A 16,990-nucleotide genomic window follows, 5' to 3' on the forward strand; every position below is an offset into this window, starting at 1 on the left:
AAAACTTCCCAAACACGGTGATCGTTACATAGTCGTGTTGAAGCGGCCGCGCCGCTCGGCGCGATCACTGCACGGTTGAAAACAACACTCGCTTGCAGCAGATTTCCGAAATCCTGGCTAACAGCATTGGCCGTTCCTTGGTCAGGAAGAAATGGCCGCCCGGCAGAATATGCGTTGAGCAAGGACCGTCCGTTTCTTCTGCCCATGCCTCAAGTGTTGGCAAGGTGATGCTCGTATCCTGGGCGCCACCGAAGACCGTGATGGCGCACGATAGTTTTGGACGCGGACGATATTGATAGTGGTCGCACAGGGACAGGTCGGCGCGCAGGATCGGCATGACCAGCTTCCACAGGCTCGGATTTTCCGACAACTTCGCGTCCTGATTCATTTCCTCGACATGCGCCAGCAAATCCGGTTCGGACAAGCGCGACACAGCCGGTCCATGAGGATGTTTCGGCCCCTGATGGGCCCCGACAAACAGGCAAGCCGGAATCGCTTCGCCGCGTGAGCGCAATTCGTGAGCAAGTTCGAAGGCGATCAGGGAGCCGAGGCTGTGGCCATAAAACGCAAAGGGCATATCGAACATCGGCCGAAGCGCGTCAGCCAGCACCGGTACCAGCTCCTCGACACGGTGGAACAACGGTTCGGAATAGCGCGATTCACGGCCCGGAAGCTGGACCGCGCACACTTCAATTTCCGGCGGAAGCCCGGCCGACCAGCTGCGATACGCCGAAGCGCTGCCTCCAGCGAAAGGGAAGCAGAACAGACGAAGCCTTGCGGCTGCGCGTGCTTCATAAGCGCTCAACCAGGGTCCGTGCTTCAATCGCGCCATGAGCGATTCCAGTCCTTGCGCTGCCGGTGGGGACGATGCACCGTCCGGCACGTTGAAACGAATGCGTACGATGCCGCGCGTGTCGTCGCATGGACTGTCATTGATCCTGGCCCAGGCTGTTTTTCTCGGGCGCGCTCGCCGCACTTGGCGTCAAGGTCTCGAGATAGGCGAGCAGGTCGCCGATTCTTTCAAAACTGGTGGGATTGAGTTTTTCGTCGTCGAATTCAACGCCCAGTGCATGTTCAAGCTGGACAATGAGCTGGATGAACCTCAGTGAATCGAAATCGAGATCGACGAATCGATCGTCGAGCGAAAAACTCGAAATATACGGCGCCGTCTTGCCGATACAGCGTAACAGTACGGTTTCATTCACCTGGCACCTCCCTGATCGTCGTGCATCGTCAGCACCGCCTGGTCATCCATGCTTGTTCGGATCTACGCTGGCTGATCGGCTCGCCAGCGTCGGTCCCGGCAGGGACAGCACGGTCCCATCCCTGCCATTGTTGAAACTACTTTTTGCTGCGGTGCGCTTCATCCCGTCCCACCGCCCCGGTGAACAGTTTGTATCTGCTTTTCTTGCCGCCCACATGTGAAATCTTGAGATACACGGTGTCCTCATCGGTCGCGGTAAAGTCCGCGCGAGTACTTTCTTTGGGATCTTTCATGGCAAAGTCGCCGGGGCGCAAGCTCATTTTCTTGCGCTCTCCCTCCGCCGCCTTGTATTCGAGCACCATATGCCCCTTTATCAGCTGAATAAATTCATGGCTCGGTTCCTCTGGGAAAATGTCGGGCGGCGTGATCTGGCCGCGCACCGTAACACGGTCTATCTTGATGATTTCGTTTTCGAACAAGGTTTCGATGATCGGTGGCCGATCGAGTACGCCCTTTAATGTTTGATAAGTCATCGCACTAGTTCCTTATTATGTTAGGTCCACGCGGCGCTAACCATTTTTCCGCTATGGAAAGGGTTGGAAATGGCATGCATACTCGTCATTCAATGTTAGCGGTCATGCCGGGAAAAACAAGGGTAAGGCTTGAAAAAAAGTGCAACTCCGTCCTGGTTTATCGCGTACCGGCGGGCGCGCGATATTCATGCCGTGGGCTGCTCGCATTTGATCGACAACACGGGCACGGATTCGGCCGCCTCATTAATACAATCCTCAATTTCGCGCAGGTGTAGCGTTCCGTGCATAGTAAGGGAAATTGTGTGCGTGTCCACGCAGATCAATCCCAGCTTGTCGAGCAGCGCTAGCTTGTCGCCAAAGGCTTGCTCGACGGTGATTCCGAATTGCTCGCGAAATTGTGCGGTCAGAAACGATTTGACGCGCAGGCGATACAGGAATTCGAACTGCATGCGCTCCCTGTCGGTCATGACAAACTGCTCGACCGCCGTGGGCTCCCCGCGCTCCACCCTGTCGATGTAGGAGCGGATGTTCCGGTCGTTAAAGCGAATGACACCGTCAACGTGACTCATCGCTGACATGCCGAATCCGATCCAATTGCGTGCCTGCATTTGCCAGAGGCCATACTGGTGCCGGCAGTCGGGGCGCAAGGCATAGTGAAACGCCGTGTAGCGTTCGTAGCCGAGATCGGCCAGAACGTCCACGCCACAGACCAGCTGCTCGTATTGCGCCGCGAGACGGGGCAATTCGATGAGCCCATTACGAACCCGTGTCTTGAGCGTCGTCTGGTCATAGACCCATAAGGGATAGAACGCGAAATGGTCGGCCCCGCACCGCACCGCCGTTTCGATATCGCGCCTGGTGCTGTCGGGCGTGCTGGCGGGCAGGCCCAGGATCAAGTCAATGCCCACCGAACCGATCCGGGACGCGACGGCACGCTCGATGGCCTCCTTTGCGAGGATGCCATGATTGCGTCCGACAGCGTCGAGGCATTCGGCCTGGAATGACTGTACGCCGATGTTCAGCTTGACGTTGGGAACACGCTCGATCACGGCAATCCGATCGGCGGTGATGGTCGTCGGAAAGCCTTCAATAATGACTTCTTCCAACTCCGTGCAATCGAATTGCGCAAAGACGAAATCGAGCAATGCGTCCAGATTCTCCGCGCTGAGGGCGGTGGGGGTGCCGCCGCCAAACTGAATCAGCCTGATCTTCGGCGCGTGCTCGCATGCGTCGAGGAAGGCGCGCATTTCCTTGTACAGGGATTGGAGATAGTCTGTGACGAGTTGTTCCGTGACCTGCCGGTCTACCACGACGGCGAAGGCGCAAAAATGGCATCGTTTTTCACAGAAAGGTATGTGGACATACAGGGCGATGGGTTCGAGCCCGATCGGACGCGCCGCGCCGACCGGCAATCCTTTCGAGGTGACGGGGTGGAAATGCACCCCCAGGCTCTTGTTGTTGTTGTTCATTCCGGAACCGTCCTTTCCGCCGCCACCGCTGCCCGGTGTATCTGAGAATGTCGCCTACAAATCCACGTTGGAAATCTGGCGATGCACGCCGGGGCGCTCTACTGCCAGAGGCAATACAAACATCGGTTTTTCCTGAACCTGGAGGTTCTCGCGCTGACTTGGTAACCATCTGGCGTCGGTGGCGTCGCACACCAGGCTCAGAATGCGACCGCGCTCCCCGAAGATCAAGCGGCGCTCGTCGAGCAGCGCGATTTCTCGCCTGATCTCTTCCTCATCTGTGAGAAGGGCCGCATGCAGCTCGGCGACGCTCATCGGGCGCGCGAGCAGTTTGAGCATGTTCTGTCCCAGTGCCGAGAGCTCGTGTTCAACGGCCGTACCATCGCGCGAGTCATAGATGGCGCGTCCATTGTCGCTTGGCCTCAGTTCAGGGCGCAGCAGTCCGTCACGGACAAACCAGCGACGGCGCCACAGATCGACCACGCCTTCGATCTTGCGCTGCCAGCGGGCGACGTTAAACAGATAGCCGTTGGTGAATTCCTGGTCGGCCCAGAAATAGGCGAATTCCTCCATCTCTTCTTCTGTAAAGGGATAGAGCATGGTGTAGAAATCGAGCGGGCGCAGTTTCAGGCCATAAGCGCCAGGATCTTTCTGATAGGGGCTGTGGCGGTCGATGCGGACCGGAAACGTCGCGACCGGTGCGGGAAGATGCACAAGCGCGGGGACAATCCGGATGTATTCCGCATAGACCGACTCGTCCTCTTTCGGAAATCCGGTCAGAAGATTCCAGTGGACTTCGATGCCGTGGCCGGCAATTCGCTTGAGGAAATTGATATTCTGGAACGCCGTGCTGCCTTTCCTCATCAGCTTGAGCACCGAGGTCGACAGGGACTCCAGGCCCGGCTGGATTTTGGTCACGCCCGCTTTCGCCAGTTGCGCCATTTGCGCCGGGTCGTCGATGACCCGGGTCTCGTAGAAGATGCTGGCGCCTTGCGGCGTTTGCACGAAGGGGAAAACATGCTCGTAGTAGGAGGGCTCCAGGATATTGTCGACCGCAACGAATTGTCGGACCTGTGGATATTTTTCGAACAGTTCCTTGAACTGCGCGATGGCGTTATCGGGCGACATGGAGCGGAACTGCATCGTTGCGCCGTTGATGCCGCAGAAAGTGCAGTGGGCGCGCTCGCCCCACCAGCAGCCCCTGGACGTTTCAAAGAACAGCTCCGGCTCGATAGCGGCGCCGAAACGGCCAGCGCTGGCCAGGAAGTCATCATAATCGAGTGCGATCCGGTCGTTGATATCAGCCTCATTGCCAAGCCGGTCGTGGTTCTCCGGGAAGTTCGCTTGCATCCCTTCGCGCGAGTGCACGCCGGCGATGCGCCAGGGTGGCTCGCCGGCGTTGCTGATCAGACGTTCGACGAAATCCGGAAAGGCCCGCAACGCCGGTCCCGCGAAGGTGTAGTCGATCGCGTCGACCCGCTTGGCCAGAACCCGGCCGACCCCGGGCTCGCAGCTCGCGCCCCCCATGACCGTGGTGACGCCGGGACTGCGCAGCTTCAGGCGACGGGCCATGGCGATGGACGCCGTGGTCTGGTCGAACATGGAGGTAAAACCAACAAGCCGGGCAGTGGAAAGCTCGTAGCGATCGATCAGCTCGTCCATGAAATCGCCCAGCCTGGAGCGAAGTTCGATCAATTGCATGAGAAGGCTCGGACCAAGGCAGCAAGGGACGGTGGTTGCCACGGCCGGATTGCTGTTGGGGGTCGACGCACAGCCGTCGAGCTTGTTGCGAAGTCCGTCCGCGCAGCGGCAAGCGAGCGCCGGCATGTAGCGGGCGATGTAATGCTCGGACGTATCCGGCGAATCGGGAAACGCGAGATCGCGAAACATCCAGTCGGTCAGTCCCGTGACGGTGGTCCGGCTGTCGTCACTGAGATAGCGGTACAGGTTCAGACCGAAGAACTCGGCGAAATCATGGTTCAGATAATGAATTCGCGTCTGTACTTCTGTGGAAAAATCGCGATCGAGCACCGCTTTGAGCTGCGTCAGTCCGAGCGATGGCGTATGGACGGCGCCGAATGGCATACAGATAAGCGCAATGGGAAACATCACTCAGACCTCCAGTAAACGGCCGATGGCATCGGCATATGCGGGATGAAGTGCGCCAATGCGGCCTAGCCTGGCCTGCACGGCATGCATTTTTTCGGCGGAGTAGGTCCCGGATTGACGCAGCTTGCTCAGGACGGCGAGCAGCACGGAGAGATGGGAAGTGATTTCCGTCAATGGACTGGCAAGCGTGGCGTCGGCCAGGATCAGGTCGAGCTGACAGGCCTCCAGCTTCTTGGCGAGCAAGACTTCGCCAATGGTGAACATGAACCGTTCCGCATGCTCGGACCAGGACGCCTCACTGGCCGATGCGAACTGGAAGTCGTCGTGGAGCAGGGCAAAGGCTGCCGTTTCCTCCTCGCGCAATGGGTGGGCGAGCCGGAGCGTGTCAAGCAGGACCTGGCGCGTCAGGGCGCGCTCCTGCGCGACGAGGTCGGCGCCGTGTTGGCGTGAAACGAACAGGGCGCTGTCATCATCCATGCCGCGCGCGTTGAAGACTTTCTGATAGCTCTCGTATGCGGCTGCCATCTCCACGAAGCCGATCTTCGTGCTGCGATACAGTACGTTTCGCCCCGGTTGGTTATCGATGGTGTCAAACATGCCCTGTTGCGTGTCGTATCCGGTGACAAGGACGGTGTGGTCGCCATGCCTGGCCTGGTACAAGTCCCCATGTTGCTTGACATGAAAGCTGTCGAGCTTGACGACGCCGAGTTCGCCGCGCGCCAGCGCGCTCTTGAGCTGTTCGCAGATGGCGCTCGTCGCGTTGCTGCGGCGCACAGTCAGCCCCATGTCGGCGAGCACGTCATAGAATGCCTGGCTTTCGATATAGTCGACGGCGACACGAAGCCCATGCGTGCGGTGCGCATTGCGACGCACAATGCCGATCGACGCTGCCATTGGCCGGGTCAGGTCGCCGCCGAGGTAGCGGGTCGCCGTCAGGACCGCCTGATAGGTGCAGTCCCGAAAGAAGACATCCGAAAACGGCGCCACATCGAGGCTGACACGGTCGGGCGCGGGCGGGGTGCAGGTCGCCACCGCATCGACTATTTCGGCGAAGGCAAGCTTGAAAGTTTGCGCCAGAAATTGAAGTCGGGCGCTCACGCCAGCCGCCGCGTGGGCGCGGAACACGACCGTCGTCGAACCATCCTCGACTCCGCTGTCGATGTCGATGCCGATGCATCCAGGTGGCAACTGGACATCATCTGTTGCTGAAAAACCGGCGGCAGGCACGGCAGCGCCACGCGAAAAATGGACCAGCGCGCTGCATTCCAGCGCGGCGGCGAGCGCGTCATTATTCACGACGGTATCCCACGCCAGCAGGTTTGCTTCGGCGAGGGCGATCCCGGCCCTGACGCGCGCACGATTGTCGGCGACATTGTGGACGTCATCGATGCCGATGACAGCCGGGCCGACGCTCCGTTCGCCGGCCCCGCCTGGGGGGCTGCGAAGAAGGGCAATGCGGATACCAGCGCCTGCGGAGGACATCTTCAGGCCGACACACAGCGCGGTCAGGAGGAGTTCATCGCCGACTGTTGTGGCGTCGGCCGGGGCCAGTTCGTTCCATGCAAGGTCGACGCTCACGCGCGACAAGGCTGGCGATACGGGGGCCATGGACTCCGCTGGCGGCAGCAATGCCGCCGCATGCGCCGCGCGCACCGCGTTCCAGTACGAATTCGGCTGAGCGTCATCCTGGCGCCGCAGGCGCGCTGTGACGAGCTCGGCGATATCGCGCAGCGCCGGATGTTCGAAGAGATCGAGCAATTCGATCGGCAAGCCCTGCTTCTCGAGCAGCTTGACGACGAGGTTGGCGCCAATCGAATCGCCTCCCAGCGTGAAAAAGCTGTCCTCGGGGCCGATGTCATCGAGATGGATGCCGATGATGTCGCCCCATGTCTTCGCCATCAGTTTCTCAAGTGAATTCGTCTCACTGTCGTCCACTGCCGGCGCCGGTTCGGGGACGGCGGCCGACATGGCGAGCAGCCGTGCTTGATCGACCTTGCCGTTCGGCGTCAGCGGCATCTTGTCAAGCTGAAGGAGTCGGGAAGGAACCATGTAGTCCGGGAGACGCTTGTCGAGATAGTCGCGCATGAGCCTGAGATCCTCCTGGATGTCGGATGTGAAGAAGCCCATGAGCTGAGTGCGCCCGTCGCGCGATGCCGCCAGCACAGCGCTCTCACGGATGGTTGAATAGCTTGACATCGCCGCTTCGACTTCGGAAGACTCGACCCGGTAGCCGCGAATCTTGAGCTGCTTGTCGGCGCGGCCGAGATAGTCGATCTGGCCGTCGGGGAGCCACCGGACCAGATCGCCCGAACGGTACAGGATGCGGCCAGCCTGGAACGGATCGTCGACGAAGCGTTGCCGCGTCAGGTCCGGGCTGCCAAGATACCCGTTCCCCACCCCGAGTCCGCCGATATACAGTTCGCCCACCACGCCGGCCGGGCACAGGCCCCGCTCATCATCGAGAATGTACACATAGGTACCGGGCACCGGGCGGCCTATGCTACGGCTGCGGTCGAGAATGTCGAGACGCGACAGCATGTGGAAGGTCGAGTAGACAGTCGTTTCGGTGATGCCGTAGCCATTCACAATGGCCGGCATGTCATCGCGCCAGCTCAGGAAATTCTCGGGCTTGATCGCCTCGCCGCCAAGAATAATGTAACGTAGCGCCGTTGGCCGCTCGGCTTGCAACATGGTATCGGCGAGAAGATAGAAGGCCGATGGCGGCTGGCACAATAAGGTCACGCGGTTTTTCTGGATGAGATCGAGCAGGCCGTGGCTGTCGGCGGCGAGCTCGCGCGGAACAATCACCAGGTGCGCGCCGCTCAGGAGGGCGCCGAACATTTCCCATACGGAGACGTCGAAACACACGCTGTGAAATAGGGTCCAGACATCGTTGTGGTCCAGGCCAAACAGGCTCGTTGCACGGCGTACCAGGGTGACGATATTTCTCTGGGCGACCATGACCCCCTTGGGGACACCGGTGGTGCCGGACGTATAGAGCACATAGGCATTGCTTTGCGGGCCAGGATAGGATCCCGGATTGGTACAGGGATAGTCGGACAGGTCGCCGCGCGGATCGACCAGCGTGCCATTGAAACCGAGTGCGCCGATGTCCTGGTCCGTGATCAGTATCTTCGCGCCGCTATCGGCGAGCATGGCGCCAGTGCGCGTGGCGGGATAATAAGGGTCAAGCGGCAGATGCGCGGCCCGGGCTTTTTGGACCGCAAGTATAGCGATGACCATGTGCGTCGAACGCGAACAGAACACGCCCACCGTGTCGTTTTCCAGGACGCCCAGTTCGATCAGCTTGTGCGCGAGCCGATTACTTCGCGCATTGAGCTCGGCATAGCTCAATACCTGCGCGCCATCACTGAGCGCAGTCCTGGCGGGATGCTTGCGGACCTGCTGCTCGAAGCACAATGCAAGCGATCCTTCGTCAAACGCGTCAGTACACCCGGGCACGCGTCCCCAGGAAAGAATCTTGTCCCGTTCCGCGTCGCCCATGGAACACAGCGACAACACCGACGCTGCCGGAGACCGGACCGCGTCCGCCAGTAGCGTCATAAAGTTGTCGACCAGGCGCAGGATGGTGGTTTCCTCAAAGCGCCGCGTTGGATATTCGAATGCGAAACTGCCTTCCCCGTCATCGAGGTTCAGTTCGAGCGAGAGGTCGAATTTCGAGGTGCCGGTATGCAGCGGCCGGTGACTTGCTTGAATGCCGTCGAGGGTGATGCTGGTCACCGCGTTGTCGACCATATGCAGCAGGACTGAAAAGAGCGGATTCTCGGCGTAGGCACGTTCGATGCCAAGCGCCTTGATCAGATGCCCGAATTCGACCTGTCTTCTTCCCAAGCCTTCGAGGACATGGTTTTTGACCGTGTCGAGGTACGCGAGAAAGCCCGCATCGGTCCGGATATCGAGGCGGAATGGCACCGTGTTGAGAAAAAGCCCGACGCACGCTTCATCGTGCGCTCCGGTGCGCATCGACACCGGCGCGCCAATCACCAGCTTTGTCTGGCGCGTGAACTTGTGGAGAAGCAAGCCGAATACCGCCATGAAGAAAGTGAATTCCGTTACGTCCGCCGAACGGCACAGCGTACGGATCGCGCGCACCAGTCCTGCCGCAAAGGCGCCGCGCACGACCCGGCCTGAATTCGATCGTTGTGGCGTGTCCGGGTGGTCGAAGGGGATGCGCAGTGGCTCGGCCGCACTGTCGCTGAGGTAACGGGCGGCGGCGGCGAGCGCGCCATGGTAGCTCTCGGCAGCCTGCTCCCGGCGCTGTGCTGCGGCAAAGTCCGCGTACGTCGCCTGCGGAGCTGGTGGCAGGCGTCCGCCTGCGTAGGCGCTTGCAAATTCTCGGAGCACGATCCCGAGCGCCACTTCGTCAATGACGATGTGATGAAAATCGATCAGCAGCATCCGGTGCGTCTGCCCTTCGGAGAACAGCACCATACGAACCAAGGGCCCCGTTTGCAAATTGAACGGGACGACTGCCGCGCAGGCAGCCGCTTCCAGGCTCGATCCCGCTGTCAGCGGGCGTTCGGTGAAATCGACGCTGGCCTTGTCATCGACCCGCTGTACCCAGCGGTCTTCTTTTGCATGGAAGGTGGCGCGCAGGGCGGCGTGGCGAGCGACGACGGTTTCCATGGCGCTGAGCAAGCGGTCGATGTCGAGATTCGCGCCGACCATGAAAAGGACCGGCAGATTGTAGGAAAGAGGGTGTTCAGAAGCAAGCGCGAGCATGCGTTCCTGGGCTGGCGACAGCATCATCTCACTGGGGTGAGCAGGAACCTCATGGCTCGCCTGCGCCACGCGGCTAAGGCGATCCTGGCGCGCTATCACGCTGTGCAGGCGGCGTATGGTATTTGCCTCGTAGATTTCGTTGAGGCCAAGTGCGACGCCCATGGTTTCCTGAATGCGCGCCAGCAGCCGCACCGCGCTCAAGGAATGGCCGCCTCGTGCGAAAAAGCTCTCGTCTTGACCGATGTGCTCGGTTTCCAGGATGTCCTTCCAAATCGCGGTCAGATCGCGTGTCAGCGCGTCGTCGGGCATGCCGGGGTTCGCCTTGCTGTCGGGGCCTTGCCCCAGCAAATGCAAGGCGTCGCGGTCCAGCTTGCCAGCGGCATTGAGCGGAAGCGCCGCCACCGGAACGACGCGGACGGGTATCAGATTGGGCGGCAATTTGTCGCGCAAGGCCGAGGCGAGGGTGTCGGCCGAGACCGGAGAAAAGCTCACGATGAAGGCCGTGATGACTTCCTTGCCGGCCGGGCCGTTCGCAAGGATTGCCGCTTGCCTGATGTGCTCGCATGTAAGGACCGCCGCCCGGATCTCGTCGGGGTCGACCCGGACGCCGTGCACCTTGAGGTAAGCCTCGCTGCGGCCCTGGTATTCCAGCTGTCCATCCGGAAGCCAGCAGCCGTAATCGCCCGTGCGGTAGAGCCGCTCGCCGTCATGTTCATGAAAGCCAAGGTCCGCCGTGCCGGCATCGCCACGCGCCAGGCCCGGCCCGCCCAGGTGGATTTCCCCGCTCGCGCCAATCGGCACTGGCCGCAGGCGGCGGTCCAGAATGAGGACCTTGACATTCGATATTGGCCTGCCGATCACGCGCACGGTTTCCGCAGTCAGCTTGGGATGGCAGGTCGACACGACCGCGTTCTCGGTGGGGCCGTATTCATTGCTCAGGCGGACATGCGGCAGCAGCGATGCGCTGCGCACGATCAGCGCGGCGTCAGCCGCTTCGCCAGCCAGCGTGACGGTATCGAGTGAATCGAGGCGAACACCTGCGACATGGTCGAGCAGCGCCGCATGAATCATGGGGGTACAAATGCAATGCGTTACGCCATGATGCGAGATGGAATCGACCATCTCGTCGGGAGCGCGCAGCGCTTTGTTGTCCATCAGGATAACGGTTGAGGCGGAGCAAAGAGACGCGAAAACATTCAACACAAAGCCATCGAATTCGTAGCCAAACAATGGCAGTACCCGGGACGACGATGCAAGTTGGTAGGCGCGCTGCTTCCAGGCGATGGCGTTCATGATGCTGTGGTGCTTGATCGCCACCGGTTTCGGGGTTCCCGAGGTGCCGGAGGTAAAGATGACGTAGGCGCGATCTTGAACGGGGAAGATGCTGTGTAGCGCAGCGTCTTCGGCAGAGAGCAGGGATGCCAGTGACACCATGCGGCACCCGGGTGGCGCGATCGCTTCGCAGTCATCCGAGACAAGCAGGTCGGCGCCGACGGCGTCGAGCATCTTGCGCAGTCGGGTGACCGGTTCGCCAACGCCAATCGGGCAAAAGGCGGCGCCGGCCATCATGATCGCCAGCTCGACGACCACGGCATCGATGCCACTTGCCAACTGCAGCGCCACCGTCTTTCCGGGACCAATCCCCATTCCGGCGAGGCACGCAGCGGCTTTGCGCGCCTGGCTTTCAAGATCGGCATAGCTGAGCTGGCGTTCGCGGTAGATGAGCGCGCAGTTCGCGGGCGTTTGCAAGGCCTGGGCCGATACCATGGCGTCGAGCCGCAGAGGGGGAATGTGCGCGATCGGACCAAGCGAGAACGCTGCGATGCGCGCTTTTTCAACATCGGACAGGTAGTCGATATCATCGATGGCGAGCGTGTAATCAGCCGTCGCCGCGACCACGAATTGCGTGAAATTCGACGACAATTCGCTCACCAGGTCGGGCCGGAAGCGGCTGGCGTCGAAGCGGATGGACCAGGAAACCTGTGATGCCGATCGATCGAACCAGAACGCCAGCGGGCTCCTGAAACGCGATTCTTCCCTCTTGTGGATGGCGGTCAAGGCATACATTGGCGTGTCGGAGAGGATTTTGTCCGCTGTTTCCGGACCGTGCACCTCGGTCAAGGACGCGCCCTGGTTGGAATAGCCATCGACGATCGTCCGCCGCAACATGAGGATGGCCGAACGCATGTCCGTCCCGCTCGCGACAACGCCGGTGAAACAGACAGTATGGGCAGGCGCTTGGGCGTCGTTCGCACTGTAAGGGGGAGAAAGGAACGCTGTATTTTCCTCTCCCGTCACCCTGGCCAGGTAGGCCTTCAATAGCGCAACGAGCATGATATACAGCGATAAATCGGGCCCTTTGCAGACGCGCAGGATGCTTGCGGAGCACGCGTCGGGAAGTGCTCCATCGCAAGTTGTCCATTGTGCGCCGGGTGGCATGGGCGCGCGCCAGCGCAGCGAGCCAAGCAGGGGGTGCTGGCCGGCAGGGGCCTCACCAAGGCTTCGCCAATAGGCGATATGGCGGGCGTCGGGGGCTGTCCCGGTCTCGTCGTCAATTTTCAACATGATCGTCGAAACCAAACATTGCATCCGCCAGCAAACGGGGATCCGCGTACGCCATGCCGCTTGACGCGCCCGGCAACGCCACGTCATCCTGTACGCGGCGATTGAAGTCGCCGACAATCTTTTTGATGTCCTTGAGTTCCCACCCTTGACTCAACAGGCAGAACAGGCTTGGAAAGTCGAAGTCGTTCTGCGGCAGCCAGGTCGAGGCGAGAACGTCATTGTGGAGCCGGTCAACCCAGTCGGCCGCCTTTTTTGCGTTCATCGTCCGGTGCGACCACTCGAACTGGGAATTTTTGAGATCGTACTTCGCCGCATCCCGGTGAATGGGCGTCGTCATGTCGTAGTACCAAAGCTGTGCCCGGAAAAAATCCGGCTTGGCGGTCTCGATGAAGCGCATTGTCTCTTTGACGGTGTCATCCGTCTCGCCGGGAAATCCGACGATGAACGACGCGTAGGTCAGGATGCCGGCATCGCGTAAGTGAGCGATTCCCGTCAGATATTGTTCTGCGGTGACGCGTTTGTTCATGTTCAGCAGAACGGGATTGCTGCCAGACTCGAGGCCGAGAAAGACACCTTCGCAACCGGCTTCCTTCATCAGCGCGGTCATCCCGGAGGTCGCATACTGGCAACGGAAATTGCAGTTCCATTTGAAGGAGTAGTGGCGCTCCTTGATTCCTTGTAGAATTTCTTCGAATCGGCTCGGCGGTACGTTGAACGTGTCGTCGATGAAGGTGACGCTGTTGATGCCGCCGAGCGCCTCGATGGCGTCGAGCTCGCGCCAGACATCGGCGGGTTGCAGGTATTTGTAGGCGCCGGCGTGTTGCGGAAAGCTGCAGAACGAGCAGGCAAAAGGACAGGATCGCGCCGTGCGCGACATGACCATGTAGCGTTGCTTGCCGTCGGCCGGGGGAGCGAAGAGCGACCAGTCGACCAGGTTGTCTTCCAGCGGATTGTTTTCCTGGATAAGCGGCGTTGAAACATAGCTCTCGCCCTTGCGAAAGACAAGATTGGGGATGCTGTCGAAATCGGCCGCGCCGCGCAGCGCCCGCAGCACCCGGACCAGGGTTGATTCGCCCTGGCTGCTGACGATATAGACATTGGCGCCAATTTGCGCGAGCAGGTACCGCAAGGAACTGGCGGACAGGATCTTGTGCTGGGTATCGACGAAGGGACCACCGACGACGATACAGACGTCCGGATTGACCGAGCGCACGAACTGCACGACTTCGAGCAGCGGGAGCGGCGAGACATAGTACGTTGTCGTGATCGCGACCGAGGCCACGCGGCCGCTGCGCAGGAGGGATGCGAGTTCTGCTTTGCCTTCCTGAAACATGTTGATGTACGCACTGGAGAATCCGCGTCGTTGCAGGAACGTTGCGAGATAGGTGATCGTCGCACTGAGAATATTGTCGTAACCGATGTCGGGACGGCCGGCTGGCTGCCTTCGATTGACATAGTCGCGGCAGCTGACAATCCCGGCCCCGTCCTCGTAGTAGCTCCAGCGCAGGTCCCGATAGGCGCCCGAGCTCTTTCCCATGGCTGCAACTGAAGCGACATAGTCGCCGAAGCCCATCTGGTTGTTGCCGATGACGAGGCAATCGATCGGGCTCATGGCATGTGCTCCGCGCTGAAATCGAAAGCGGCATCGCGCGCCCAGTGCGCCATGCGGACCGTGTCGACGATCTCGCCAACGGTGCTGGCGCCATGCCCGGCCATGAGGCCAGCGATCGTCTCGCAGGTCCGGCGATCGTCTTCCTGGCTGAAGGTCCTGCCATCCTGATCGAAATGCACCGTTAGTGCGATGACCGCCTCGCCGATCTCCACGTCGAGATAGGTGTCGAAGCTCGCTGCCTGCGCATAGTCGATGTTGGTGATGGCGAACGGCAGGGCTGCACTGTGCGGCGTGGCAACTTCAGACTTGTCGATGCTGAAATTGACCACGCTGTGCATGTCATGATGCGAGAGCCCCGCGCTGGCCAGCATGTCGCCCACTGACAGGAAGGACCGGCTGCTCGCTTCCAGCACATGCTTTTGCAGCTGGGGCAGCAGGGCCGCCAGTGGGGTAGTCTCGCTGATGACAACCGGAACGGTATTCGAGCAAACGCCGGCCACAGTGTGAATGCCCTTCAGTGGCAGGCTGCGTCCGAATACGGCGCACCCCAGCAGGCAGGCGCCGGTACCCTGGCGTGCAAGGGCGAACAAACCCCACATGGCGAGCACGGCGATGTTGAGCGTGACCCGCTGTTCCCTGCGAACCTGATCGAGATGCGCGCGCGCCTGCGCCGACAGCGCGATGCGAATGGAGGTGCGCCCGCCACGCGCGTCCAGTCCCGGCACTGTCCTGGCCTTCGCCCTTGGCGCCGATGCCAGGTAGCCGGACCAGAACCGGTTCACGGCGGTCGCGTCCTGTGCGGATATGAAGCGTACATAATCGGAATAGGGCGTCGCCGGCTGCGCGATGGCGCGGCCCTCCTGGATGGCGCGATAAATGGCGCAAAAATGTTGCTGTAAAAGGTGCAGGGTCCATGAATCCGCGAGCGCGTGATGATAGGTCCAGGAAAAGACATGGTCTTGCGGAGCAAGCCGATACAGTGCGCAGCGGGACACATGTTGCGATGGATCGAGCGGGGCGTGTGCATCGGCCGCGATCTTGCGCCGCGCCGTTTCGCGTGGCTCACGTCGATCGCTAAGGTCATGGAACGGCAGCGCTGGCACACATGAGGGACGAATTTCCGCCGCCAGTCGCCAGTTGTCGCGCACATAAAAGGTGTGCAAAATCTCATGCATGCGTACCAGCTGGCGCAAGGTCTCTTCAAAGCGTGCGCGATCAAGCTGGCCGACGATATCGCACACCATGTGGTCGACATAGACGCCGTCGTCGCAATAGAAATCATGGAACAGAAGGCCTTCCTCGATCGGCGATACGGCCCGCCTGAGCCCGTCGCCGGGCGCCGTACTCACAGTGCGCCTCGCGTCGCGACGGGCGCCGAAGGCCGGGTCGTCGCCGGCTTGTTTTCCTGCATCTTCTCAACAAAAGGGGCGACGATCTTAAATACCTCGTCGATGCGCTCCTCGAACAGCGCAATGTCGCTGTCGTCAACCGCGATCGAGCCATACAAGCGGTTCATGTTCGACACCAGGATCCCGCACTCGGCCATGGCTTCGCTGGTCAGCTTCACGGCGTATTGGGCGATCATGGCCGATGAGGCACCCAGCTCGGCGCGCGGGCGAAAGTGGAAGACACCGGCCGCGTCCAGGCCTTGTATCTCGAACGTCAGGCCGTACTGCGCCGCCACATGCACAAAGATATGATGGATTTTCCGCATGTGCGTTGCCAGATGGGTATAGCAATCGCCGTTGTCTTCCGACAGGATGTCGAGCGTCGCCCTGACGGCGGCCATGCCCAGCGCGTAGCCGTTAAAGGTGCCGCCATGGACGACCTTGCGGGCAGTGTAGAGATTCATGATCTCGCGGCGACCGGCAATTGCCGAGACCGGCAGGGCGCCCCCCGCCATCGCCTTGCCCAGCGTGGTGAGATCGGGCATTACATCGACCAGCGCTTGGGCGCCCCCCAGGCCGACCCGGAAACCTGTAATCACTTCGTCGAAGACGAGGACGATACCGTGCGCGTCGCAGAGCCGCCGCATGCCCTCGAGATACCCCGCCTGCGGCGCCACGCCGCCGCCGTTGATGCAGATGGGCTCGGTCAGCACGGCGGCGATCTGGTCGCCATACGCACTCAGAACCCGCTCGAGCGTCGGCAGGTCATTCCACGGCAGCAGAAAGGCTTCCTGCGTGGCCCCGCTTGCCTTCCCGTCCGTGTCGGTGATGTCTCTGTCGAACGATTCTGCCAGGGGATAGTCGAGGTTGCCGACCCGTCCGCCGAGCAGGCTGTCCGCATTGCCATGATAATGCGTGAAGAAACGAATGAAACGGGACTTGCCTGTGTAGGCGCGCGCGAGGCGCAGCGCATTGAGGACCGCGTCCGTGCCCGAAAGGGAAAACCTGACCATCTCCGCGCTGGGGACAAAGGCGCAGATCATTTCCGCCGCTTCGGCCTCATTGGCGCCGAGGTTGACCGCGGCCGCGCCGTTCAGGATGTCGGCCAGACGGGCGTTGTAACGACGGTCGTTGTGCCCGAGGATATTCGCCCCGAACTTCGAAAAGAAATCCAGATACTCGTTGCCATCCATGTCCCGCAGTCGGGCGCCATGTCCACCGACGAAGTGAATTTGCTTCGATTCCCACGGCATCCGAAAACTATAGTGCGCGCCGCCGGGAACCACTTGTTTTAGGCGGTCATTATAGGACTTCGATCTGGCGGTGTTAAATGTCATGCTGGCCCCGCGACCGCAAGGCCAGGTGCCTGG

9 protein-coding genes are annotated in these 16,990 nt (G+C 60.7%); all 9 read right to left on the reverse strand.

Features of this window, described 5'->3' with window-relative positions:
* Positions 1 to 64: 64 nt before the first annotated feature.
* Positions 65 to 832: a thioesterase II family protein gene (locus tag F0185_RS24915; RefSeq protein ID WP_167229038.1), complete on the reverse strand. Its 768-nt coding sequence runs from the start codon at positions 830 to 832 to the stop codon at positions 65 to 67.
* A gap of 97 nt (positions 833 to 929) precedes the next feature.
* Positions 930 to 1,205: a phosphopantetheine-binding protein gene (locus F0185_RS34970; RefSeq protein WP_167229040.1), complete on the reverse strand. Its 276-nt coding sequence runs from the start codon at positions 1,203 to 1,205 to the stop codon at positions 930 to 932.
* 136 nt (positions 1,206 to 1,341) lie between these two features.
* Positions 1,342 to 1,737 (reverse strand): cupin domain-containing protein, encoded by a 396-nt coding sequence (locus F0185_RS24925; RefSeq protein ID WP_167229042.1) that lies wholly within the window; start codon positions 1,735 to 1,737, stop codon positions 1,342 to 1,344.
* A gap of 185 nt (positions 1,738 to 1,922) precedes the next feature.
* A complete protein-coding gene (locus F0185_RS24930; RefSeq protein WP_167229044.1) occupies positions 1,923 to 3,206 on the reverse strand; it encodes a coproporphyrinogen-III oxidase family protein in 1,284 nt (427 codons plus the stop codon).
* Between the two features lie 54 nt (positions 3,207 to 3,260).
* Complete coding sequence (locus F0185_RS24935) at positions 3,261 to 5,312, reverse strand: RiPP maturation radical SAM C-methyltransferase (RefSeq protein WP_229477179.1); 2,052 nt, start codon at positions 5,310 to 5,312, stop codon at positions 3,261 to 3,263.
* A 3-nt stretch (positions 5,313 to 5,315) separates the two neighbouring features.
* A complete protein-coding gene (locus F0185_RS24940; RefSeq protein ID WP_167229049.1) occupies positions 5,316 to 12,635 on the reverse strand; it encodes a non-ribosomal peptide synthetase in 7,320 nt (2,439 codons plus the stop codon).
* Positions 12,607 to 14,232 carry a radical SAM protein gene (locus F0185_RS24945; protein ID WP_167229051.1) on the reverse strand — a complete coding sequence of 542 codons (1,626 nt, stop codon included), beginning with the start codon at positions 14,230 to 14,232 and terminating at the stop codon, positions 12,607 to 12,609. The genes F0185_RS24940 and F0185_RS24945 overlap by 29 nt, the downstream gene beginning before the upstream one ends.
* Complete coding sequence (locus F0185_RS24950; protein ID WP_167229053.1) at positions 14,229 to 15,581, reverse strand: condensation domain-containing protein; 1,353 nt, start codon at positions 15,579 to 15,581, stop codon at positions 14,229 to 14,231. Before F0185_RS24950 ends, F0185_RS24945 begins: the two co-directional genes overlap by 4 nt.
* Positions 15,578 to 16,957, reverse strand: coding sequence for an aspartate aminotransferase family protein (locus tag F0185_RS24955; RefSeq protein WP_167229055.1), 1,380 nt, complete (start codon positions 16,955 to 16,957; stop codon positions 15,578 to 15,580). Before F0185_RS24955 ends, F0185_RS24950 begins: the two co-directional genes overlap by 4 nt.
* Positions 16,958 to 16,990 lie beyond the last annotated feature (33 nt).

It is taken from the genome of Massilia rubra (assembly GCF_011682065.1).
GTDB lineage: Bacteria > Pseudomonadota > Gammaproteobacteria > Burkholderiales > Burkholderiaceae_D > Telluria_A > Telluria_A rubra.

What these genes read in the sequence shown, in the direction of transcription:
- F0185_RS24915 (WP_167229038.1), bottom strand. Translation starts at nt 832, where the DNA reads ATGGCGCGATTGAAGCACGGACCCTGGTTGAGCGCTTATGAAGCACGC.
- F0185_RS24925 (WP_167229042.1), bottom strand. Translation starts at nt 1,737, where the DNA reads ATGACTTATCAAACATTAAAGGGCGTACTCGATCGGCCACCGATCATC.
- F0185_RS24930 (WP_167229044.1), bottom strand. Translation starts at nt 3,206, where the DNA reads ATGAACAACAACAACAAGAGCCTGGGGGTGCATTTCCACCCCGTCACC.
- F0185_RS24935 (WP_229477179.1), bottom strand. Translation starts at nt 5,312, where the DNA reads ATGTTTCCCATTGCGCTTATCTGTATGCCATTCGGCGCCGTCCATACG.
- F0185_RS24945 (WP_167229051.1), bottom strand. Translation starts at nt 14,232, where the DNA reads ATGAGCCCGATCGATTGCCTCGTCATCGGCAACAACCAGATGGGCTTC.
- F0185_RS24955 (WP_167229055.1), bottom strand. Translation starts at nt 16,957, where the DNA reads ATGACATTTAACACCGCCAGATCGAAGTCCTATAATGACCGCCTAAAA.